Origin of the sequence: Thioalkalivibrio denitrificans, assembly GCF_002000365.1 — a bacterium.
Classification (GTDB): domain Bacteria; phylum Pseudomonadota; class Gammaproteobacteria; order Ectothiorhodospirales; family Ectothiorhodospiraceae; genus Thioalkalivibrio_A; species Thioalkalivibrio_A denitrificans.
Genome location: NZ_MVBK01000030.1, coordinates 12092 through 34381, shown reverse-complemented (window position 1 = coordinate 34381; position 22290 = coordinate 12092). Strand labels below are relative to the sequence as shown.

Here is a 22290-nt window from a genome sequence, read left to right as displayed (position 1 = left end):
TAGGACTCCGGCGGGAACAGACTGTCATGCTGAGGTTGGCGGCCATTTCAACGTATTCCGCTTATGTTTCAGACTGTTGCGCACCAGCCGGTGTCCGACCGGTGAGATATGCGGGCTAGCATCGCAGGACATGCTTCGCGCCTTCGCGAGAGCCTCATACGTTTCACCTGTGAACAACCTTTTGGGGTAATACGGCTGGCGGCGGGAACCGCTGTGCTTCAGGCATCCCACGGCGCCTCACCGGAGCAGATGCGCTCCCAGACCGCGAAACGATCAACCTCCTGCCCCGAGGGCAGCGATGCGGACGGGTCCAGCAACCAGGCCACCAGGTCGGCATGGGTGTCAGCTGCCCCGGTGTATCGGGTCAGCATGTGGTATCCGTCCGGGTAAAGGGTCATGCGCCATGGAACGGCATCGGGGTCGGGCAGGCGCTCCAGCATGGCACACACGGGCTCCGGCGGTATGACCTGGTCGTTGTCCCCGTAGAGGATCAGCGCGGGCCCGGTGAGATCGGGCGATGCCTCCAGGGCATCGCTCATGAGCGTCGTCAGCCCGTGCAGGGTATCGATGCGCGCCTCCTTCTGCACCAGAGGATCCCGGCTCAATGCGCGGGCCACTTCCGGATCGTCGGTGGCCCGGATACCGAGATCACGCACCGCGTCACCCGAGAAGGTCATCCCCGGACGGATGCGCAGCATGATCCAGAGCCCCGCACGCTGATACCAGGGCATCGTCTTGCGCCCCCACACGGCCGGCGCGATGTAGGCGACACCATCCACCTCGGGCGGCGATTCCCCCGTGACCGCCAGCATCGCTACGGCGCCCCCCATGCTCTTGCCGACCAGATATACCGGCGTATCCGGATGAGTTTCCCTCAACAGTGAAATGACCACGCCCACGTCGCTGGCCAAACGCTCGCGGCCGGCCCATATGCCGGGTTTCTCAGTGCTGCCGAACCCGCGCTGGTCATACGCGTACAAAGCGATCCCGTGTTCCTTGAACACTTCGCTCAGAACTTCGAAAGAAGCGCCGTAGTCACCGAAGCCGTGCAGGCCCACCGCAACCGCCTTCACCGGTTTGCCCTCTTCCGGAAGCCAACGGTAAAGGGGCAGGACATGTCCGTCGTCGGCCTCCACGTGATCGTCATGGAGACGCGGTGATTGCTGCTGCGACCCGGACGCCTGCAGTTGCGGCTGTGCGCAGGCCGAAAGCATGAGGGCAAGGGTGGCAAGAAGAAAGTATCTCATCACGAACACGGCTCGGCGGTGTAGCGGACGACGGGCGGTGAGATATGCGGGTTAACCCGCATATTGCACCAAGGATCGCGAATGATTGTGGTCTCTGGGCCTGTCTCGCGCCGCCTCTGGAAGGAGAAGCGTAGCCGTAGCTACGGTTCGACTGAAGAGCAAGCGAGACAGGCCCAGAGGCCGCAAGCATCGCGATAGGCCGGCGGCGAGGTACAGATTGTCACCGCGGCTTTTCGGTCAAATATGCCAATTGATGCCCCTCATTCAGAAGGTTACATAAAGCCGCCGGCCGCCTTGGTGCAATATCCGGGTTAGAGCCCCGGCGGCAACACCCTCAGCAGTCGGTTCACCAGTTGCACACGGGGTCTGCCGTCGTCCCCGTCGCTCATCCAGACAAGGAGATCGTAGTAACTGCGGATGTTCTGCACGTAGCGCACCGGCTCCCAGCCCCGCGCATAGCCGAAGCGCGTATGCCGATGCCAGCGCTCATCCGCCAGCAGGGGCAGGTGTTCCATGACATCCATCCAGCGGTCGGGATCACCGCCCTGGCCCTGCGTGATCCGGCGCGCGTCCTCCAGGTGCCCGAACCCGACATTGTAGGCGGCCAGTGCCAGCCAGGTGCGATCGGGTTCCGGGATGCGATCCGGTATGCGCGCATGCATGCTCATGAAATACTCCGCCCCGCCCATGACGCTTTGCCGGGCATCAATGCGGTTTTCGATGCCCAGCTGCGCCGCGGTGTTCTGGGTCAGCATCATCATGCCGCGCACACCGGTGGGCGAAACGGCGCGCGGATTCCAGTGGGATTCCTGGTAGCTGATGGCCGCCAGCAGCCGCCAGTCCATACCGTGAATCCTAGCGACCTCCTTGAACAGGGGCAGGTACTCGGGCAAGCGATCACGCACCTGCTGAACGAACGTGACCGTCCCCACGTAGTCGAGCACGTCCACGTGACCAAAGTGGCGCTCCTTGAGCTGGGCCATCCAGCCGGCCCCCTGGATCTCCTCGAAGAAGGCGCGGGCCTCGTCCAGCAGGCTGGCATCGCCCCGCCGCGGGAAGGCCCAGGCAAGATCCGCCGGCTCGGAGATGTCAAACGCAGCCCGCAGTTCGGGGTAGAAACGCTGCTGGGACGCCAGTTCCACCGAATCCACCACGGTCAGGTCCAGTTCCCCGTGCCACACCTTGCGCAACAGCGCCCCGGTGTCCGCGTTGCGGGCCTCCACCCACTCCAGATCCGGGTGATCGGCCCTGAAATCCGCCAGACGCTTCGCGTGGGTGCTGCCCGCCACGACCGCGAGGCTCAGACCATTGAGTTCCTCAAGGGAACGGGGCCGGTTCTCGGAACCCATGCGGTAGACCACCTGCTCGGTCACCTGCTTGTAGGGTGGTCCGAAGCGCAGGTGTTCCTTTCGGGCCTCTGTGACCGTGATGCCTGCCGCCCCCAGGTCTGCACGGCCCCGCTCCACCATGCTCAGCAGGTCATCGAATCGCGTCGGCACCACCACCCGCAGTTGCACGCCCAGCCGCTCGGCGAAGGCGCGCGCCAGCTCGTACTCGAAACCGGTGGGACCGTCCGGGCCGGCGAAGTAGGTGGTGGGGCTGACACGCATGGCCACCACCAGTTCACCACGCTGCAGAACCTGGTCCAGGTGGCTGGCCGGACGATTGAAGACAAACAGCAGCGTCACGGCCAGCAGGACCAGGAACGCCACCACCTCCAGGCGCTGAGTGGTGGTCAATTGTCGTCGGTAGAGTTTCAAGGGCTTAAGCTCACCTGATTTTCCACATATAATACGCGATCGCCTGCGCCGGACGGCCTGCATTTCGACACCCCGGGGCCGGGCAGGTTCAGCGGCTCGGGCCGCAGGTAGCAGAAAAGCAGTCGACCTGGAGAGGTGCCGGAGTGGTCGAACGGGGCGGTCTCGAAAACCGTTGTACGCTCGCGCGTACCGTGGGTTCGAATCCCACCCTCTCCGNNGGCCGCTTGTATTTGGGTATCGATGAAGGCGTGATTCGAACCCACGGTAATGGACACGAGGGTTTGATCAGATCGGCAGGACGCCGATCTGACGTTGCGCTCAGCGCAACGCCCCGAAGGGGCGAGGACCAGGGACGGCCCGAGTCAATCCCACCCTCTCCGCCATATCCAAATACAAGGGGCCCCGGCCCCTTGTATTTGGATATTGATGAAGGCGAGATTCGAACCCACGGCAATGAACATGAGGGTTCGATCAGATCGGCAGGACGCCGATCTGACGTTGCGCGCAGCGCATCGCCCCGCAGGGGCGAGGGCCATGGATGGTCCGAGTCAATCCCACCCTCTCCGCGATATCCCGCGTATCTCACCACCCGTCTACTGCGATCACCGATCTGCCCCGCCATGACGGGGTTCCACACCGCAGGAGCGGCAAACCTGCCGCGAACAGTGGAGAGATACGCGGGTTATCAATGCGCCGGCAACCCCGCTTGTGAAGGACCTGAACCGGAAGCAAGCACCGTGCCAGTCAAATGGCCCTGGGTGGGCAACCCGCCGGCCTACTGATCCAGGCCCCTGAAGTCAACGGAAACCCCGTTGTGACGACCCGATCCCGTGCATGGTGTGCCCGATGCACTAGACTCGGACCATGCTTGATCCACTGTTGACATGGATCAAGTACTGGCAAGCATAAATAGTATATTTCATACACCTTAAGAAGGGGTATTAATTGCCAGAACCGCTTTCCGGAGACTGCCAGGTTTATTTGCCAACCCGATTTCGGGCTCGAACCAGCCAGACTCCTCACCAACCACCCATGTAGAGAGAAGCGAGGCACGTCATGAAGAGAAAATCCATCACCGCGGGACTCCTGTCCCTTGGACTGCCACTGGCAATGGCAGTCTCGGGGATCGGGACAGCTGCGGCCCAGGATCATCCTGAGCTGACGGGAGACGACCTGGAGCGCGCCAACACCATCTACTTCCAGCGCTGTGCAGGCTGCCACGGTACCCTGCGCAGGGGCGCCACCGGTCCGGACCTCCTGCCGGAGACTTCCAAGGATCTGGGTCAGCGCCGGCTCGAGCGCATCATCGCGCTGGGCACGGAAGGCGGCATGAACAACTTCGACGGCATCCTGGACGAGGAGGAGATCACCCTGATCGCCACCTACATCCAGATGGAACCCGTCGAGCCGCCGGAGATGTCCATCGCCGAGATGAAGGATCGCTGGACGGTGTTCGTGCAGCCCGAGGATCTGCCCACCGAACCGCAGCACGACCGCAACTGGGAGAACTTCTTCGTCACCATCCTGCGTGATGCCGGCCAGATGGGCATCATCGACGGCGACACCAAGGAAGTGGTCTCCAAGGTCGACACCGGCTATGCCGTGCACGTGGCCAAGGAAAGCTCCGACGGGCGCTTCTGGTACACCATGGGCCGTGACGGGCGTCTGTCCAAGATCGACCTGTGGATGGATCCGCCCCAGGTGACGGCGGAGGTCTGGATCGCCTATGACGCACGCGACGTGGCGGTCTCCCACTACGGCGAATGGCAGGACAAGTACGTGATCGGTGGCGGCTACTGGCCCCCGCACTTCGTGATCACGGACGCCGACACCCTGGAACCGCTCAAGGTGGTCTCAACCCGGGGCTACAACACCGACGGTGAGTACGTGCACGAGGCCCGCGTGGCCGCGCTGTACAACACCCCCGGGGCGCCCACCTTCCTGGTGAACGTCAAGGAAACCGGTCAGATCTGGCAGGTGGACTATTCCGACATCGACAACCTGCGGGTGGAGATGATCGAGTCCAAGGAGTTCCTGCATGACGGCTTCTTCGACCGCACCGGCCGTTACTTCCAGATCGCCGCCAACTTCAGCCACCACATGGTGTTCGTGGACACCCACACCCGCAAGCGGGTGGGCATGCTGAATACCGGCGAAATCCCCCATCCGGGCCCCGGCGCCAACTGGGACGACCCGGAATGCGGACCGGTGGCCGGCACCGTCCATCTGGGCGAAGGCCGCATGACCGCCTGGGGCAACGATCCGGAAGGCCATCCTGACCGCGCCTGGCAGACCTGCTTCTCGGTGGAGACCGACGGCCCGGGCCTGTTCCTGCGGACCCATCCCAACTCACCGCACGTGTGGATGGACCAGACCATGCATCCGGAGCCTGACGTGAACCAGTGGGTCATGGTGATGAACAAGCAGACCCGGGAGCTGACCCCGGTCCAGGTCACCGATCTGCCGGCCGAGTATGACGCCGTTGCCACGCACATGGAGTACAACCAGGCAGGCGACGAGGTGTGGGTCTCCGTCTGGGCCCGCGGCCGTGGCCATCTGGAGGCGGGCGAGATCGTGGTCTTCGACGACAAGACGAAGGAAGAGAAGGCCCGCATCAAGGGGCTTGAGACGCCCACGGGCAAGTTCAACGTCTACAATCGCAAGAAGCACATCGGCTAAACGCCAACCACCGGCCGAAGCGCCCGTCAGGGCGCTTCGGCCCCTTTCCAGAGGACAAGGGGAAAATGGGAGCAACGTCGCTCTTCGCTCGGTGCTACGTCCGATGCCGAGGCCCGAAACAGACTGACGTTCCTGACTCCGCTTTCCCGACTCTTCCGGAAAGGGGCCGATAAGGGCACCAACAGACACGATAATCCTGGGGATCCACCAATGCTCAAAGACCGGCTGCGCAAGACCACCATACTCGGGGCCTCCCTGGGTGCCGCAATCATCTTTTTCCTGGCAGGCATCGTCTTCTGGGGTGGCTTCCACACCGTGGTGGAAGCCACCAACACGATGCGTTTCTGCACCTCCTGCCACGAGATGCAGTGGGTCTACGCGGAATACGAGGAACGCCCGCACTACCGCAACCCCACCGGCGTGGGCGCCACCTGCTCGGACTGCCACGTGCCGGATGCCTGGGGTCCCAAGATGGTACGCAAGGTCGTCGCGAGCCGGGAGCTCTGGCACAAGGCGCTCGGCAGCATCAACACCGAGGAGAAGTTCGAGGCCAAGCGCCTGGAGCTGGCCGAACGCGTGTGGCGCTCCATGCTGCGCACGGACTCCAGGGAATGCCGCAACTGCCACGAGTGGACCACCATGGACCTGGAGGCGCAGCCTGCGCGCGCCGCCCGGGAGCACGCCCGCGGCTTTGAACAGGGACAAACCTGTATCGAGTGCCACCAGGGCATCGCGCACAAGCTCCCGGAGGATTGGGACCTGTCCCCCGTCTGGGAGGCCGCCGAGGAGCCGGTGGAGGTGGCGGAGGCCCCAAGGCCTGCCCCCGCGCCCGCGCCGGAGCCCGAGGTGGCCGACGGCGAGGCAGTGGCCGCGGGTGATCTGGCCTCCGGCCTGGACTGGAGCGACATCCCGGCCGTGGACATCAAGCTGTTCCTCACCGGCCAGGCCTCCATCGAGTGGATCCTTGACGGCAGCCAGCACGGGGGCGGGCGCGCCTTTAACATGGGCGACCGCTGCATCTGGTGCCATCAGGGGGAAGAAGTGGACATCGGGAAACTGGTGACCACCGGCGAGAAGCTGGAGGACAAGGATCTGGGCGACAAGCGGGGCCATATCCCCATGTCCGTGCAGGCCGCCTTCGACGACGATTATCTGTTCATGCGCTTCCAGTGGCAGGCCGCCGAGCACGCCCCCCTGCCCTTCGTGGACGGCGGGCGCATGGATCCGGACAACCCGGTCAAGCTGACCGTGAGCTTCGCCGACGACCGGGTTGAGATGGCCGATCGCGCCGGCTGCTGGGCCAGCTGTCACCACGACTCGCCCTACATGCCCGACGCGCCGGATGCCGATACCCTCGCGGCATCGGAGATCGCCGAACGCATCGACCTCAGCCGGGGCGTGACCAAGTACCTGGGCGAAAGCCGCACCAGCATCGAGGTCCGCGGCCGCCGGGGCGCGGCCCGGGGCGGCTGGGACAAGCTGCGCGAGGACGACGAGCTGGAGGAACTGCTGCGCGGCGGTGTCTACCTGGATCTCGCCCGCTTCAAGAGCGGTGCCGGACGCACCGAGAGCGGCTACATCCTCGAGCAGCGTCACTTCGCCGACACCGAGGCGGTGGTGTTCTCCGCCAACCAGGACGGTGACACGTGGACCGTGTACATGACCCGCGCCCTGCGCCCCGGTACCGTGGGTGACAAACCCCTGTCCACCGACGGCAAGTACAACATCGGTATTGCACTGCACGATGACTATGCCGCCTCCCGCTTCCACCACGTCTCATGGCAGTACGGCCTGGCCTTCGACGCGGAGGTCCCCGGCGACTTCGACGACGACATGGTAGAGTTTAATGCCACACGTGTGAGTCGTTAGCGGATCGACCGCGGGAGGAGGATATGCGACGGATACTGTTGTGTGTGGCGATGCTCGCCCTGCTCATGCCGGGCCTGGCCGCGGCGGACGGCGATACTGTCGTCATCGAGATGGTCAACAACAGCTTCAAGCCGGACGAACTGGAAATTACCGCGGGCACCACGGTGCGCTGGGTCAACATGGAACGGCGCACCAGCCATGACGTGTTCTTCCCCGATGAGGAGGTCGCGTCCGAGCGGCTGTTCCCGGAGGAATACTTTGAACGTCGCTTCGACGAGCCCGGCACCTATGAATACCATTGCCGCCCCCATGAAGACCGCGGCATGCACGGCGTCATCCGCGTGATCGCCAAAGACTGAGGAGGTCCCATGCGCATACACCGCGCACTGTTTCACCTGACTGCTGTATTGATGATCGGTTTGTTCGTCGCCTCGCAGTCCGCGGTGGCCGCAGAGCCCCTGAGCGGCTACCGCAGTGCAGAGTTCGGCATGTCCGCAGAGGAAGTCAGAAGCCGGCTCGACCATGACCGGATCGTCGACACCGAGGTCTACAGCACCGACGACGGCGACGTGATCATCGACGGCCGGCTCGACGATGCGTCGCAGCCCGACACGGACGTGCGCTACGTGTTTCCTGCGGGCCGGGATCAGCTGGCCCTGGTACTGGAGTTCCATCCCGACAGCGATGCGCAGGCCGTGCAGGCGCGTCTGGAGCAGACCCACGGCGCACCGTGGGCGGAAGAACTGGCCGAAAGGTGGTTCGAACAACTCAAGCCCGGCATGCCGGAAGGCGTGCAGGGGCTGGTCGTCTGGGGCGGCGGCGAGATCAACCGGGACCGCTTCGTCCGGCTCTGGGTGTTCGAGGACTACATCTCGGTGGAATACCTGCACCTCGGGCTGCTGACAGGGCAATAAAGGAACCTTTCTCGTCCCCATAGGGCGGCCCGTGGCCGCCTGTTGACGGCGGCCACGGGCCGCCCTATGGCTAACGCCTCTCCTTCCGGAGACAGCGCGAGACAGGCCCAAAGACCACAATCATTCACTATCCTTGTGCAACAGCCGGGCTCGACTGCCCTGCCGTGCACCCTGTGCGTGCCTCCCCCTCCGGTTTCAGCCCACCGCCAATCAACCCCGCCGCGCACGAAAGAACGCCCTCAGGCGGTCGGCGCATTCGTCCGCCAGCACGCCGCCGGTGACCCGGATGCGGTGGTTGTGACTGGGGTCCGCCACCAGATCCAGCGCCCCGCCAGCGGCGCCCGTCCTGGGATCGGAGGCACCAAACACGAGCCGGGCCACCCGGGCGTGGACCATGGCACCCACGCACATGGGACAAGGCTCAAGCGTCACGTAGAGCGTGGTTCCGGGCAAACGATAGTTGCCAGCCTGTTGCGCCGCCGCTCGCAGCGCCTGTATCTCCGCATGCGCTGTCGGATCGTGGGCGCCAATGGGGCCATTGCAGCCTTCGCCCAGCAGTTCTCCCTCGCGCACCACCACCGCACCCACGGGGACCTCCCCTGCCGCTTCCGCACATTCAGCAAGCTCGAGCGCACGCCGCATCCAGCGGGCGTCTTCGTCGCGGGCTTTTGACAGGTCATCGGACATGACGGGGCAGGACTCCGGACAGGGGATTGGCCTGTGGCATACTAACGCCCTTGTGTTATCCCTTGAAGTGTCGCAGCAACACCCGATCCCGATGTACGGGCCGGCGTGGCGGCCCGGCACTGGTGGGTGTGACGAGGCGGGATGTCCGGCCATCCGGATCCGGCCGCCCTTTCGAACCAACCTGGACGGCACCTGGACGTGAGCAACAGGAAAGACACCAAAGAGATCGTTGACGACTTCGTCGGTCAGCTCAAGGCGGACCTGCGCAACAACGGCATCCAGATCCCCACGCTTCCGGATGTCTCCCTGCAGGCGCTGTTCACCATGAACCGCGAGGACAGCTCCATTGACGACGTCACCGCCGTCGTCGCCCGGGATACGGCCATGGCCGCGCGCCTGGTGCGCTATGCCAACAGCCCCGCCTACCGGGGGCTGAATCGCTGCGCCACGATCAAGGCCGCGATCACACGGCTGGGCCTGCAAAAGACCAAGCACATCCTCCTGACCATGTCCATGAAGGAGGTGTTCAACACGGGACACCGCAGCATCCGCCACCGCATCGAGGGGCTCTGGGAGCACAGCATGGAAGTGGCGGCCCTGAGCATGCTGATCTCCCTGCGCCATCGCCATCTGGACGGCGAAGTCGCGCTGCTGGCGGGTCTCGTACACGACGTGGGTGTGGTGCCGATCCTCAACAAGGCCAAAGACGTGGAGGAAATCGTCAACAACGACGAGCAACTGGGCGTGATCATCGCCTCGTTGCACTGCGCCGTCGGCAAGGCCGTGCTCAAGGCCTGGAACTTCGAGGATGAGGTGGTGGCCGTGGCGGCCGAACACGAGAATCTCAAGCGCGACCCCGGCGACGACGTCCCCGTGGACTACGTGGACGTGGTCCAGGCCGCCAACATCGAGAGCTACCAGGCCACCCGACATCGCCTGGCACGCGTCAACCGCCTGCACGTCCCCGCCTACCGCCGCCTGGGCTTCACCGCAGAGGACCCGGACCTGCACTGGGATCGCAGCAAGAAGGGCATGGAACAGGTCAGCGGAATATTCCTTTGATCGCGTAGCGATCAAAGGGAGAGGCAAGATACAAGAGGCAAGAGGCAAGAAAGGGCCTTTCACTTGCCTCTTGTCTCTTCCGTGATCCGCTCAGCGCTGCTCCTCGATCTTCACATCCTCGTCCTGATGCGTCTCCCAGCCCGTGATCATCACACGGATCTTCTCGAAAGGTGTCCTGCCGGTGGTGGCCAGGTAGACATGGATGATCACGAAAGCCAGCATCAGGAAGGCGCCCAGCGTGTGTGCCAGGGACACCTGCTGGAGACCGATGACATCCGGCAGGTATCCCTGCAGCCGACCCCAGAACAGATAGATCAGGCCGGAGACCCAGATGAGCGGGTTGATGAGAAGCTTGACGCCCAGGTACGCGAGTCGCTGCAGGGGATTGTGCTTGCGCTCCACCGTGATACGGAAGGGGTGCTCCTCACCCACGAAGATGCCGTAGACGTAGTACCGGATCATCCGGTCGAGGTTCTGCGCGGTCGGAATATACTGCCGCCACGCCCCCGTGGTGAAATGCCAGAAGATGGCAAAGACCCACAGGGCAATCAGCAGATAGGCCGCGATCTCGTGCACCTCCACGGCCGTGCGGAAGTCGACCAGGCCGTGGCTGCCGTGAATCGCAAAGCCGGTGAACAGCAGCACGAGGATCAACGCGGCCTGTGTCCAGTGCCAGAACCTCTCGAAACGGGTGAACAGGTAGATGCGTCTGGGCATCTAGCGTCCTCCGAGTCTGCGGCGGCTCCCGACGCGCAGCCCGCCGTGGATCACGACGCCGAGCAGCATCAGGCCCGCCAGGCCAAACCCGAACAGGTCGAGCAGGCGATTGCGGTCACGGCCCGGCATCCAGATGCCGGGCACGCCCTCCAACCGTCCGCCGACGGTGTGGCAATCGGCGCATTGCAGCGCCTGTTCCGCGGGCGCCACCATGTGGGTGATCGGCCAGAGCATCAGGGTATCGACGAAATCGAACTCGCCACTGTATGGCCGCCCGGACGCCTCCATGCCTGCCCGCAGGGCCGCGGGCCACTCGAAATTCAGCCAGAATGCCGTCTCGGCATGAACCGCGACGTTGGGTACCAGCAGGGTTCTGTGCACCGTGTCGTAAGGTTGCCGGCCCTCGTAGCGCTTGACCGGCCAGATCCGTGCGTTCTCGGCTCCGGGTCGGCCCAGATACTCGTTGATGCGCACCGGTCCTTCCGGATCGATCACCGCATCCGGCTGAAGATAACGCACACGGCCGTCGAACCAGACATATGCCGGGACGACGTTCTCGCCCAGAGTGTAATCACCCTTGCGGCTGTCGTAGATGACGCGCCCCTTGTCGTCATGGCGCAGGAACGGCCTGCCGTCATCGTCGAGCCGCCCGGCGGTGGACCAGTCCCAGCGCATCTTGGTCGCGACGCCGCCACGCGCATAGGTCGGGATATGGCAGCTCTGACAGGCCAGCGTCCGGGCGTGGTCATTGAGCCGCTGTGCGTGCATGGGGCCTTGCGAGTGCGGGCGATCCCCGTGACAGGCCTGGCAAGTGGCCGGGTTCCGGTCTTCGTCCCGACCGCGCATGATCGGCCCGTGCGGGTCGGCTGCCGTGATATCCAGGCGGCTGCCGGGCACCACATGGTTCTCCGTGACGTGGCATTCGATACAGCGGAAGTTCAGGCCGTCGGAGGCCATGTGCACATCCAGTGACTTCGGCGGATCCACAAGAGACGAGTCCAGATCCCCGTGTTTGACCCCGTCGCCTCCGCCCCCGTAGAAGTGGCAGCTGCCGCAGGTCTCGCGCGACGGGAGCGCCACCCTCTGCGCGACGGAAGCCAGGTCGACCGGCTCCAGGTATCTCCCCGAACCGGCCGGCCATTCGATACGCTCGTACGGCGGATGACCCGCCATGCCCGACAGCTTGCTGTACCCTCCGGTGTTGTGACATGCGAGGCAGTCGACCCTGCTCTGGTCAGCGAAATCGAAGGTGTCGTCCTCCCATCCATAACCCACATGGCAGGAGGTGCAGAAGGCTTCGTTGGACTGAAGACCGATGCAAAAGCCGTTGATCATGGTCTTCTTGCCCAATCTGCCTTCGGAGAGCGGATCCTCGTACTCCCAGGTCCAGTGGGGCGTCGCCATGACCTGCGTTGCCGCCTCCGTGTGACACCGCAGACAGGCCCTCGTGACGTCCTCACCACGCTCGAATGGCCCCTGCAATTCATCCAACTTCGAATGGTCGACCGTGGTCGCCTCTGTCGGCGGCGCAAGCACGAGCGACAGGAGCAACGCAGCAAGCACGGGTACACAACCCATGCCCCGAATGCGCTTGATCATGGACGTCGCCCCTCCGCCGGTGGAGTCCCGACCCGCCCCTGCCGTGACTTTGATTCGGCCGGAAGCCCTTGAATGAGCATAGCAGCCCCGTCGTACGGTCGATTCCCGGCGCAAGCCCCACGGTGGCGCGGCAGCTGCTCCACGGCCATTCTCCGGCCGCCAGCACCATACGCGCGCGCACCGGATTGAGCACGACGTAGCGATCTACATCCGGGAGATGGATTTCCTTCGGCACGTGAATGCCGGTGAAGCTGCCCCCACGAGGTCGGATTGAATCGTATGGTCGTCTACGAGTGCTTTTCACATAGGCGTCGGAGGTTGGCCCGCGTGCGGGTGGGCAGTGGAGGCGGGGCGCCCAAGGTGTCGGAATTCTTTACATGTTTTTCAGAAACTTGTGAACTGTTACTGATTTTTTGTTTATACTCGCGAAAAATTTTTTTGATGACAGTGCGTGGATGTCCTGCCCACGAGTCTGCAATGCATTGGGCGCCAATAACAACCACAAGAGGTGATCGTCATGGGGTTTTATCGCAGGTTCAGATCCATCGGTTCCACGCTGATGGCTGTGTGCTGTCTTCTGATGTTCTCCGGGGTGAGTGTCCAGGCGGCCCCCATCACCTGGACGGACAGCTATACCGGGGGAGGCCAACTCATCTCCGCAGGGCAGTCCCTGAGCATCACCCTGGACATCAACGACGGCTTTGCCGCCGACACGGACATCATCCAGGGTTTCGAGTTTTCCTGGCAGCTGATCGACAACGATGCGGATATTTTCCGTATCTACAGATCCGTCCCCTATTCTTACTCCTGTGGCACTCGCTTCAACCCAAGAACCTGTACGGGCTACACGACGGTCATCGACACCCAACAGGGGCAGCGTGAGTATGCCCGTATCGTGGGGCCCGGCTTCGACTCGGGGGACTTCGAAGTCGGCAATTCCTGTCAGGGCAACGCCTGTCCCGGCAACAGCAGCTATTTCTCCGATACCAGCTTCTCGGACACGGAGGCGGGAATCGATCTGTTGCAGTTGACCGGCCTGTTCCAGGTTGACCTGTTCGCGGTCTCCGGGGATTTTCTCATCGGCAACGCCTTCCTGACGGTGACCGGACTGCGCATGGCATCAGCGCCGCAGTCGGTCTCCGAGCCGGGCATCTGGCTGTTGTTTCTGCCGGGGCTGATCCTGTTTCTGGTCATGACGCGGTCCGGCCGCGTCGCCACGCGGGACCGGTTGGCCTGATCCAGTCGACCCCGCAATAGTCTCCAGGTGTTCTAAGAAGGCTGCGTTACCGAACGGTCTTCCGGTGCGCGTGTGTTGACAAGTGGTTCTGGAGAAACGGGCGTACTATCCCCCGAGTTCCCAGAGGCAAGATACACGAGGCCATTGAAAGGCTCTTTCTTGTCCCTTGCATCTTGCGCCTTCATTCCCATTCAATGGTCGCCGGCGGCTTGCCCGACATATCGCAGATCACGCGCAATATACCGTGTATCTCATTTACGTACGGCAGTTTGTGGGGTCTGATCATTTCTCTCCTCCCATCTGGGAGGTCCGCCCGCCGGCCGTACAGGCTAGCCTGTGTCCTTCTGAGACCGCAACCGTGAAGGCCGTTTCTGTGCGCTCACCGCATCGGTCAGGCTACCGGCCCAGATTTTTCGCGAGCCGGTAGAAAGATTTCCGTGGCGGTGTTGCGATGGCTCCGTCCCTAAGGAGGATCAACACATGTGGATACAGTCATTCAGTGGAACCCCCCTGCGCACAGCGACCACGCTCGTGGTCGGCATGCTGCTCGCGGGCTGCGGCCAGCAGGCCACCGCCGTAGACGCGAATCCGATGGCCACGATGAAGCAGGGCATGGTCGAAATCGCCGAAGTGTACGAAGCCGTTGCCGAGATGGTCGGCAGTATATCCGATGAGGCGTCCGCCAACGCGGCCGCCGCACGCCTGCGCGATGACCTCACGCCGCGGATCCTCTCTGCAAACACCGGGATGATCGCCGCCTTGACATCACTCGCCGGGAACAGCGAGCAGGACCTGCGGACACTCACCCTGGAAGCGGACCCTGACGGGGCGGCATGGTCTGCGCTCCGGGAGCGCCTGGGGGATGCACGCTATGACATGATCATAGCAATCGACGGCATGCCGTATCGCAGCCCGCACCTCGTGGCAGCACCCCTGCAGGCCGCAATACAGGAATTCGAAGATGCGGAGCGGGCGGCAATGGACACAATGTCGGAGGAGGTAAGGAACACGTGGCAGGCGGTGGACACCGTGATCTCCATGCTGGCACACGTGCCCAGCGAGAGCGCCGCGCCGGCGCTTGCGGGCAGTGCGGGTGCGGCGCCGGATCCTTTCGTCGGCGATTACTACGACGGCTCGACACCGATCCTCCGCATCACCCGCAGTGGTGGGGGCTATGAGGCAGTCAGGCTCGATCATTCCGCGATGCCGACCGGCGCTCCAGCGCGCGAGGCCGAGTGCGACGAGGAAACACGGCAAAGCATCAATCTCTGGCGTCAGTACGACGTGATCGCTGTCTGCTTCGGTGCGCTTGGCGAACTCCCCAAAGTCACAATCTTCCACTCGCGTGCCACCCCGAATGCCATGGGCTTACAGACCCGCACCGGCTATAGCATTGTTGTCGTCACGGGCGCCGAACCGTGGGAGATTCGCAGGCAGGCTCCGGCCGGGGCGGAACAGGTGCTTGCCGGTACTTACCGGCGCCAATATCAGGAAATCTCGGCGGCGCTTGATGCCCATTGGTGGGAGGAACTCGTTTTCCTGCCGGGGCAGAGAGTCAGGGCAGTTGGCAAGGATCCATTCGAATCCGGCTACAGTATCGTTGACGGCGTCGTCAAGCCTGAGGGAACGAGTTTTGTCTTCCGATTGCATCCCGATGGCTGCCTGGTGCTTGCCGGGAACCTGCGCTACTGCCGAGACTACTGACACCGAATGGCCAAAGGCGGCTGCGCCCTGAGGTGCGTCGCCGTGCGCTTCGGGTGGCCGCGCCGAAGGAGCAGCCATGCGGCTCACGGCTCGTCGTGACGCACCAGAATCATCACCGGGTCCATTTCGCCGTTGTCGATGATCGCGCGCAAAAACTGCTCACTGACGCCCATGTGGCGATAACCCGAAAGGCCGTAGTGGTACAGGTCCTCGCGGTCATCCGCATCGCCCGCCACATGCAACTCGAGTCGGTCGCCGACGATACGGCCCTCCATGTGTATCAGCTCACCGGTTGGCCGATCCGTGACAGCCAGTGTCAGCGTGCCGTCACTGTACGACCAGGTGCCGGTATCGTACTCGGACGGGTCGTCGCCCTGCTCATAGCCCTCCACAGAGCCGTCCTGCGCGATCCGGAGGATCGCCATAGGAGCGTCGGCCGTGAGCAGCGCCAGTTCGCGCTCGTCCATCTGCCTGTTGTCCGCCACGTACTCACGGAGCATATCCGCGTTCGCCGCGCCGGACACCCGTTCCACTTCATCGGCAATCTTCAAAGTCACGGCCATCGCGCGTTCGTGCATGTCGGTGGCCATTGCCACCGGGTCCAGGCGCCAGGTGCCGACCACGGGGTCTTCCCCGCTTGAGCCGCAGCCCGCCAGCAGTCCGGCGAGCAGCAGGGCGAATAGTGTCTTGAGCTTCATCTCGATGTCTCCCGTGTAACGGCCGGGCGCGGGCATGCGCCCCAGTCTGTGACACTGCGGCGCTGCGCGCGCCCTGTCATCTCCCAATTGGGGGGATGCGAGCGGGCAGGGTCATCAAGTACACGCTTCCTGAATGGCCTCCGGGGCGCGGTGAAGTTCCAGCAGACAGATGTGGGCCAGCCGCGGTGGGGGCAGCACGTCCGGCGGATCGCCGGCCATGCGTATGCAATGGGGTCAAGTCTGGTATTAGCGTTCTTCGCCTGTCCTCAAGCCCAGCGAGGGATCATCATCAGTCCTTATTGCCAGACTTGACCCCTTTTTTTAAGGCAGGTACAAGGGAAAAAGGGAAAAGGTACAAGGGGTTCAGGCCAGACCCCTTTGCCCTTGCACCTTCTCCCTTGTACCTGCCTTTCATTCCCACTCAATAGTCGCCGGCGGCTTGCCCGAGATGTCGTAGGTGACCCGCGAGATGCCCTTGATCTCGTTGATGATTCGCCGCGAGACCGTATCCAGGAATTCGTAGGGCAGATGCGCCCAGCGGGCGGTCATGAAGTCGATGGTCTCCACTGCGCGCAGGGCGACCACGTAGTCGTACCTGCGCCCGTCGCCCATCACGCCGACGGATTTCACGGGCAGGAACACGGCGAAGGCCTGTGAGACCTGGTCGTAGAGATCGGCGTTGCGCAGTTCCTCGATGAAGATGTGATCCGCCTGGCGCAGCAGGTCGGCATACTCCTTCTTTACCTCGCCCAGAATACGAACACCCAGGCCCGGCCCCGGGAAGGGGTGACGGTAGACCATCTCGCTGGGCAGGCCGAGTTCCACCCCGATCTTGCGAACCTCGTCCTTGAACAGTTCGCGCAGGGGCTCCACCAGGCCCATTTTCATGTGCTCCGGCAGACCGCCCACGTTGTGGTGCGACTTGATCACGTGGGCCTTGCCGGTCTTGGAGCCGGCGGATTCGATCACGTCGGGATAGATCGTTCCCTGGGCCAGCCACCTGGCATTGCGCAGCTTGCCCGCCTCCTCATCGAACACCTCCACGAACAGGCCTCCGATGATCTTGCGCTTGGCCTCCGGGTCGGTGACGCCCTCCAGGGCCTTGAGGAAACGCTCCTCGGCATCCACGCGGATCACCCTGACGCCCATGTGACGGGCGAACGTGGCCATGACCTGGTCGCCCTCGTGCAGACGCAACAGGCCGGTGTCCACGAACACGCATGTGAGCTGATCGCCGATGGCCTTGTGCAGCAGCGCGCCGACCACGGAGGAATCCACGCCGCCGGACAGCCCCAGGATTACCTCGTCCTCACCCACCTGAGCCCGCACGCGCTCGATCATGTCCTCGATGATATTGCCCGGTGTCCAGAGGTTTTCGCAGCCGCAGATGTCATGGACGAAACGCGAGATGATGCGCATGCCCTGCCTGGTGTGCGTCACTTCCGGGTGGAACTGCAGGCCATAGAACCCGCGCTCCTCGTCGGCCATGGCGGCGATGGGGGCGGAGTCCGTCGATGCCATCAGCCTGAAGCCGTCCGGCAGCACGCTGACGCGGTCCCCGTGGGACATCCAGACATCCAGCATGCCGTAGCCTTCGGGGGTGGTGTGGTCCTCGATGTCAGTCAGCAACCGCGTATGGCCGCGGGCGCGCACCTGCGCATAGCCGAACTCCCTGTGCGTGGAACTCTCCACCCGGCCGCCCAGCTGTGCCGCCATGGTCTGCATGCCGTAGCAGATCCCCAGCACCGGCACACCCAATTGAAAGACCAGATCGGAGGCCCGCGGCGGATCGTCCACGATCACCGACTCGGGGCCGCCGCTGAGGATGATCCCGCTCGGCGCAAACTCGCGCATGGCCTCGGGATTCATGTCCCAGGGATGGATCTCCGAATACACCCCCGCCTCACGCACCCGGCGTGCGATCAGCTGCGTGTACTGGGAACCGAAGTCGAGGATCAGGATGGCATCAGAGTGAATATCGCGCGACATGGCTTTGTTCTGGATGTGAGGCGAGAGGGGCAGTGACCCAACGGTGATGAGGTACAAAGGGTCTGAACCCCTTGTACCTTTCCCCTTGTAGCTTGTACCTGCCTTTTCAATCCATGCGGTAATTCGGAGCTTCTTTCGTTATCGTCACGTCGTGAACGTGGCTTTCGCGCATGCCGGCGTTGGTGACGCGCACGAAGCCGGGCTTGGTGCGCATCTCGTCGATGCTGGCACAACCCGTGTAGCCCATGGAGGAGCGCAGGCCGCCGAGCAGCTGGTGGATGATGGCCACGATGGTGCCCTTGTAAGGTACGCGGCCCTCGATGCCCTCGGGCACGAACTTTTCGGCACCGCTGTCCGCTTCCTGGAAGTAACGGTCCGAGGAGCCCTGCTGCATGGCGCCCAGGGACCCCATGCCCCGATAGGACTTGTAGGAGCGGCCCTGGAAGAGCTCCACTTCGCCCGGCGCCTCCTCGGTCCCGGCGAACAGGCCGCCCAGCATCACGCAGTGGGCGCCGGCGGCCATGGCCTTGGAGAGATCGCCGGAGAACCGGATGCCGCCGTCCGCAATCAGCGGCACATCGGTGTTGCGCAGCGCCTCGCGCACGTTGGCCACGGCGGTGATCTGCGGCACACCCACCCCGGCCACGATGCGCGTGGTGCAGATGGAGCCCGGGCCGATGCCCACCTTGACCCCGTCGGCACCCGCCCTGACAAGGGCTTCGGCGGCCTCCGCGGTGGCAATGTTGCCGCCGACCACCTGCAGATCCGGGTAATGTTTCTTCACCCACGCCACCCGGTCCAGCACGCCCTGGGAATGGCCATGGGCCGTGTCCACTACGACCACGTCCACACCCGCCTCGACCAACGCGGCGACGCGTTCGTCTGTCCCGGCGCCCACGCCCACCGCGGCACCCGCCCGCAGGCGGCCACGGTCATCCTTGGAGGCCAGCGGGAAATCAGTGGACTTCTGGATATCCTTGACCGTGATCATGCCGCGGAGGTGGAAGCTGTCGTTGACCACCAGTACCTTCTCGATGCGGTGCTTGTGCAGCAGGTGCTGCACCTCGTCCTTCTCCGCCCCTTCGCGGACCGTCACGAGCCGTTCCTTCGGGGTCATGATCTCGGAGACCGGGGCATCCATGCGGGTCTCGAAGCGCAGGTCGCGGCTGGTGACGATGCCCACCAGGTCAATGCCGTCCACCACCGGCACCCCGGAGATGTTGTGGGCCCGCGTGATGGCCAGCACCTCGCGGATGCTGGTGTCGGGCGTGACGGTGACCGGATCGGTGATCACGCCGCTTTCGTACTTCTTCACCAGGCGCACCTGCTGGGCCTGGGCCTCAATGCTCATGTTCTTGTGAATGATGCCGATGCCGCCTTCCTGGGCCATGGCGATGGCAAGGCGCGCCTCGGTCACGGTGTCCATGGCCGCCGATACCAGCGGAATGTTGAGAGAGATGCCCCGGGTCAGACGTGTGGCGAGATCCACATCCTTGGGCAGCACCGTGGAATGGGCGGGCAGCAGCAGGACGTCGTCGAAGGTGAGGGCTTCCTGTACGATGCGCATAAACCGATCTCGTGAGGAAGAAGTGGAAGGTTAATCGGTCAATTATAAAGACCGGGCCGTGACCGGTAAACCGATACCGATGCCCCGAGGGCATCGGAAGGATGAAGGAAGAAGGTTGAAGGATGAAGACGACACTCTCAACACCTCGTATCTTTGCCGTGCGTCGATGACCAAAACAACCCCTGATCGCGACATCTACACCGTCTCACGCCTCAACCAGGCGGTGCAGGGGCTGCTGGAAGGCAGTTTTCCCCTGATCTGGGTGGAGGGAGAGCTGTCCGGCGTGGCACGGCCCGCCTCGGGCCACGTGTATTTCACCCTCAAGGATCCCGGCGCCCAGGTGCGTTGCGCCCTGTTTCGCAACCGGGCCCAACTCCTGCGCTTTCGCCCGGCCGACGGCATGCAGGTCCTGGTGCGTGCCCGGGTGGGGCTTTATGCGCCCCGGGGCGACTACCAGCTGATCGTGGAGCACATGGAGGAGGCCGGCGACGGGGCGTTGCGGCGCGCCTTCGAGGAACTCAAGCAGCGCTTGGAGAAGGAGGGCCTGTTCGACCCGGCCCGCAAGAAGCCGCTGCCCCGCTTCCCCCGGCGCCTGGGCGTGATCACCTCCCCCACCGGCGCAGCCATCCGGGACATCCTGTCCGTCCTGCGCAGGCGCTTCCCGGGTCTGCCGGTGCTGATCTACCCGGTGCCGGTCCAGGGCGAGGCCGCCGCCCCGGCCATCGCCGAGGCCCTGCGCACGGCCTCCAGCCGCGAGGACTGCGACGTCCTGATCCTGGCCCGCGGCGGCGGCTCCCTGGAGGATCTGTGGGCCTTCAACGAGGAAGCGGTGGCCCGGGCGCTGTACGAGTGCGCCATCCCGGTGGTCAGCGGCGTGGGGCACGAGGTGGACGTGACCATCTCGGACCTCGCGGCCGACGTACGTGCCGCCACCCCGTCCGCCGCCGCCGAACTGGTCAGCCCGCTGCGCGACGAATGGCTCGAACACGTGAGCCGGCAGAGTCGGCTGCTGGCGGAGCGCATGAACCGGCGCCTGCGCGACCATCTCCTTCGCCTGGACACCCTGGAACGGCGCCTGCGCCAGCAGCATCCGGAGCGGCGGCTACGAGACCAGGTGCAGCGAATCGACGAGCTGGAGCGCCGCCTCCTGCTGGCGATGGATCACGGCCTGCGCCACCGCCATGCCCGGCTGGCGCGCCTCACCGACCGCCTGGGCCACCGCTCACCCGCCCTGGCCCTGGAACGCCTCTCCGCCCGACGCGAGCAGCTGACCCTGCGCCTGCGGAGCGCGGTGCGCCAGCGCCTGGACCGCCTGGATTCCCGGCTCTCGGCCGCCGCCCGGGCACTTAATTCCGTGAGCCCCCTGGCCACCCTGGGCCGCGGCTACAGCATCCTCACCACCGCCGAGGGTCAGGTGATCCGGGACGCGTCACAGGTGCAGGTGCACGACCGGGTGGAGGCGAGACTGGGGAAGGGAAGACTGAGTTGCAGGGTCGTGCAGAAAGAACAGGACCTGTAGGAGGCCCGACCCCGGGCCGAACGATCGAAGCCTTGAACGCGAACCGCCAAGGACGCAACAAAATCTTTTGAATCTCAAGACCCTTGGCGGCCTTCGCGCATACCTTGGCGTACCTTCGCGGTTCGCTTTTCTGTCTGCGCCGCGGTTCGGCCCGGGGTCGGGCCTCCTACAGGGGAGATGACTTCAAGCCTGCGCAGTCATCCTTTTCAATTGCTCGACCGTCAGATATCCCCCCTCCAGCGCCGGCCCCGTCAGCACGCTGCACGGGCTGTCCGGTTCACCCAGGCCGTCCAGCACCAGGAGCGCGCCGGAGAAATCGTCGTCTCGCGTGTAGCCGTTGACGGTCACCACCGTGCGCACACCGGCGCCGAGGGATGATTTCAGCCCGTTGCCGGAGTCCTCGAAGGCAATGCAGGCCTCGGCGGGCAGTGCCAGGTGTCTCAGGGCGTACTCGAAGATATCCGGCGCCGGCTTCTTGGCAGGTACCACGTCGCCCGCGGCGATCACCGAAAACCACTCCACCGATTCCCGGCCCAGGGTGGATTCCAGCAGGTAGATGACATTGGCCGGGGTGGTGGTGGTGGCAATGGCCAGGATCAGGCCGGCATCGCGCGCCTCGCCCAGGAGTCGCGCCACGCCGGGGCGCAGCGGAATGGCCCCCGCCCTCAGCATCTCCAGGTAATGGCGGGTCTTGGCGGCGTGCAGCTCCGCGATGAAGCCGTCCAGGTCATCGGGCCGCTGGAACCCCGTGTTGTACCGGTCCAGGTAATGGCGGATGCGCTCCTTGCCGCCGGTCACCGCCAGCAACTCGCCGTACAGCGTCTCATCCCACTGCCAGTCCAGCCCCGCCTCGGCAAAGGCGGCGTTGAAGGCCGGACGATGGCCATCCCGCTCGGTATCGGCCAGGGTGCCATCCACATCGAAGATCAGGGCACGCAGTTCACTCACCGGATTGCCTCCATAATGCCCACGGCCCGGGCGGCAGAACTCTACCATACGGCGTTCAAGGGCATCATTGCGCTTGCGCCGGGGGGATATCTCT

At 64.1% G+C, this 22290-nt stretch carries 18 protein-coding genes and 1 tRNA gene; 9 read left to right on the top strand and 10 right to left on the bottom strand.

The window, feature by feature from the left end; genetic code table 11:
* Positions 1 to 218: 218 nt before the first annotated feature.
* A complete protein-coding gene (locus B1C78_RS05355; protein ID WP_077278123.1) occupies positions 219 to 1250 on the bottom strand; it encodes an alpha/beta fold hydrolase in 1032 nt (343 codons plus the stop codon).
* A gap of 308 nt (positions 1251 to 1558) precedes the next feature.
* Positions 1559 to 3007 (bottom strand): membrane-bound lytic murein transglycosylase MltF, encoded by a 1449-nt coding sequence (gene mltF, locus B1C78_RS05350; RefSeq protein WP_245795322.1) that lies wholly within the window; start codon positions 3005 to 3007, stop codon positions 1559 to 1561.
* Positions 3008 to 3136: 129 nt separating this feature from the next.
* Here mltF and B1C78_RS05345 point away from each other — a divergent pair.
* The 5 genes from B1C78_RS05345 to B1C78_RS05325 all read left to right on the top strand — a co-directional run bounded on the left by B1C78_RS05345 (position 3137) and on the right by B1C78_RS05325 (position 8469).
* Positions 3137 to 3223: transfer RNA gene (locus tag B1C78_RS05345), tRNA-Ser, on the top strand.
* Between the two features lie 840 nt (positions 3224 to 4063).
* Positions 4064 to 5686, top strand: a complete 1623-nt coding sequence (locus tag B1C78_RS05340; RefSeq protein WP_245795321.1) for a nitrite reductase — start codon at positions 4064 to 4066, stop codon at positions 5684 to 5686.
* A 210-nt stretch (positions 5687 to 5896) separates the two neighbouring features.
* Positions 5897 to 7555: a NapC/NirT family cytochrome c gene (locus B1C78_RS05335; RefSeq protein WP_077278117.1), complete on the top strand. Its 1659-nt coding sequence runs from the start codon at positions 5897 to 5899 to the stop codon at positions 7553 to 7555.
* A gap of 23 nt (positions 7556 to 7578) precedes the next feature.
* A complete protein-coding gene (locus tag B1C78_RS05330) occupies positions 7579 to 7914 on the top strand; it encodes a cupredoxin domain-containing protein (protein WP_077278116.1) in 336 nt (111 codons plus the stop codon).
* 9 nt (positions 7915 to 7923) lie between these two features.
* Positions 7924 to 8469, top strand: coding sequence for a hypothetical protein (locus tag B1C78_RS05325; protein WP_077278115.1), 546 nt, complete (start codon positions 7924 to 7926; stop codon positions 8467 to 8469).
* A gap of 210 nt (positions 8470 to 8679) precedes the next feature.
* Here B1C78_RS05325 and tadA read toward each other — a convergent pair whose 3' ends face one another.
* The gene (tadA, locus tag B1C78_RS05320) at positions 8680 to 9156 is read right to left on the bottom strand and encodes a tRNA adenosine(34) deaminase TadA (RefSeq protein WP_077278114.1); all 477 of its coding nucleotides are present in this window, start codon (positions 9154 to 9156) and stop codon (positions 8680 to 8682) included.
* 198 nt (positions 9157 to 9354) lie between these two features.
* Between tadA and B1C78_RS05315 the strand changes: the two genes are divergently transcribed.
* Entirely contained in the window at positions 9355 to 10218 is an 864-nt protein-coding gene (locus B1C78_RS05315) for an HDOD domain-containing protein (RefSeq protein ID WP_245795320.1), read from the top strand.
* A 90-nt stretch (positions 10219 to 10308) separates the two neighbouring features.
* Here B1C78_RS05315 and B1C78_RS05310 read toward each other — a convergent pair whose 3' ends face one another.
* Both B1C78_RS05310 and B1C78_RS05305 read right to left on the bottom strand, forming a co-directional pair.
* Positions 10309 to 10935, bottom strand: a complete 627-nt coding sequence (locus B1C78_RS05310) for a cytochrome b/b6 domain-containing protein (RefSeq protein ID WP_077278112.1) — start codon at positions 10933 to 10935, stop codon at positions 10309 to 10311.
* A complete protein-coding gene (locus B1C78_RS05305; RefSeq protein WP_245795319.1) occupies positions 10936 to 12534 on the bottom strand; it encodes a tetrathionate reductase family octaheme c-type cytochrome in 1599 nt (532 codons plus the stop codon). It abuts the gene before it with no gap.
* 517 nt (positions 12535 to 13051) lie between these two features.
* Between B1C78_RS05305 and B1C78_RS05300 the strand changes: the two genes are divergently transcribed.
* On the top strand, positions 13052 to 13771 hold the full coding sequence (locus B1C78_RS05300; protein WP_077278111.1) for a hypothetical protein: 720 nt from the start codon (positions 13052 to 13054) through the stop codon (positions 13769 to 13771).
* A gap of 181 nt (positions 13772 to 13952) precedes the next feature.
* Here the strand turns inward: B1C78_RS05300 and B1C78_RS18035 are convergent, their stop codons facing one another.
* Positions 13953 to 14057 carry a GMP synthase (glutamine-hydrolyzing) gene (locus B1C78_RS18035; RefSeq protein WP_077278110.1) on the bottom strand — a complete coding sequence of 35 codons (105 nt, stop codon included), beginning with the start codon at positions 14055 to 14057 and terminating at the stop codon, positions 13953 to 13955.
* Between the two features lie 194 nt (positions 14058 to 14251).
* Here B1C78_RS18035 and B1C78_RS05290 point away from each other — a divergent pair, with 194 nt between their 5' ends.
* Positions 14252 to 15475, top strand: a complete 1224-nt coding sequence (locus tag B1C78_RS05290) for a hypothetical protein (protein ID WP_077278109.1) — start codon at positions 14252 to 14254, stop codon at positions 15473 to 15475.
* Positions 15476 to 15558: 83 nt separating this feature from the next.
* Here B1C78_RS05290 and B1C78_RS05285 read toward each other — a convergent pair whose 3' ends face one another.
* The 3 genes from B1C78_RS05285 to guaB all read right to left on the bottom strand — a co-directional run bounded on the left by B1C78_RS05285 (position 15559) and on the right by guaB (position 19729).
* On the bottom strand, positions 15559 to 16209 hold the full coding sequence (locus tag B1C78_RS05285; protein WP_077278108.1) for a hypothetical protein: 651 nt from the start codon (positions 16207 to 16209) through the stop codon (positions 15559 to 15561).
* A gap of 375 nt (positions 16210 to 16584) precedes the next feature.
* Positions 16585 to 18162, bottom strand: coding sequence for a glutamine-hydrolyzing GMP synthase (guaA, locus tag B1C78_RS05280; protein WP_077278107.1), 1578 nt, complete (start codon positions 18160 to 18162; stop codon positions 16585 to 16587).
* Positions 18163 to 18268: 106 nt separating this feature from the next.
* Complete coding sequence (guaB, locus tag B1C78_RS05275) at positions 18269 to 19729, bottom strand: IMP dehydrogenase (RefSeq protein WP_077278106.1); 1461 nt, start codon at positions 19727 to 19729, stop codon at positions 18269 to 18271.
* Positions 19730 to 19895: 166 nt separating this feature from the next.
* On the opposite strand from guaB, the gene xseA reads away from it, so the two are divergent.
* Entirely contained in the window at positions 19896 to 21248 is a 1353-nt protein-coding gene (gene xseA, locus B1C78_RS05270) for an exodeoxyribonuclease VII large subunit (RefSeq protein WP_077278120.1), read from the top strand.
* 183 nt (positions 21249 to 21431) lie between these two features.
* On the opposite strand, the gene B1C78_RS05265 is transcribed toward xseA, so the two are convergent.
* Complete coding sequence (locus B1C78_RS05265) at positions 21432 to 22196, bottom strand: HAD family hydrolase (RefSeq protein WP_077278119.1); 765 nt, start codon at positions 22194 to 22196, stop codon at positions 21432 to 21434.
* Positions 22197 to 22290: the final 94 nt, after the last annotated feature.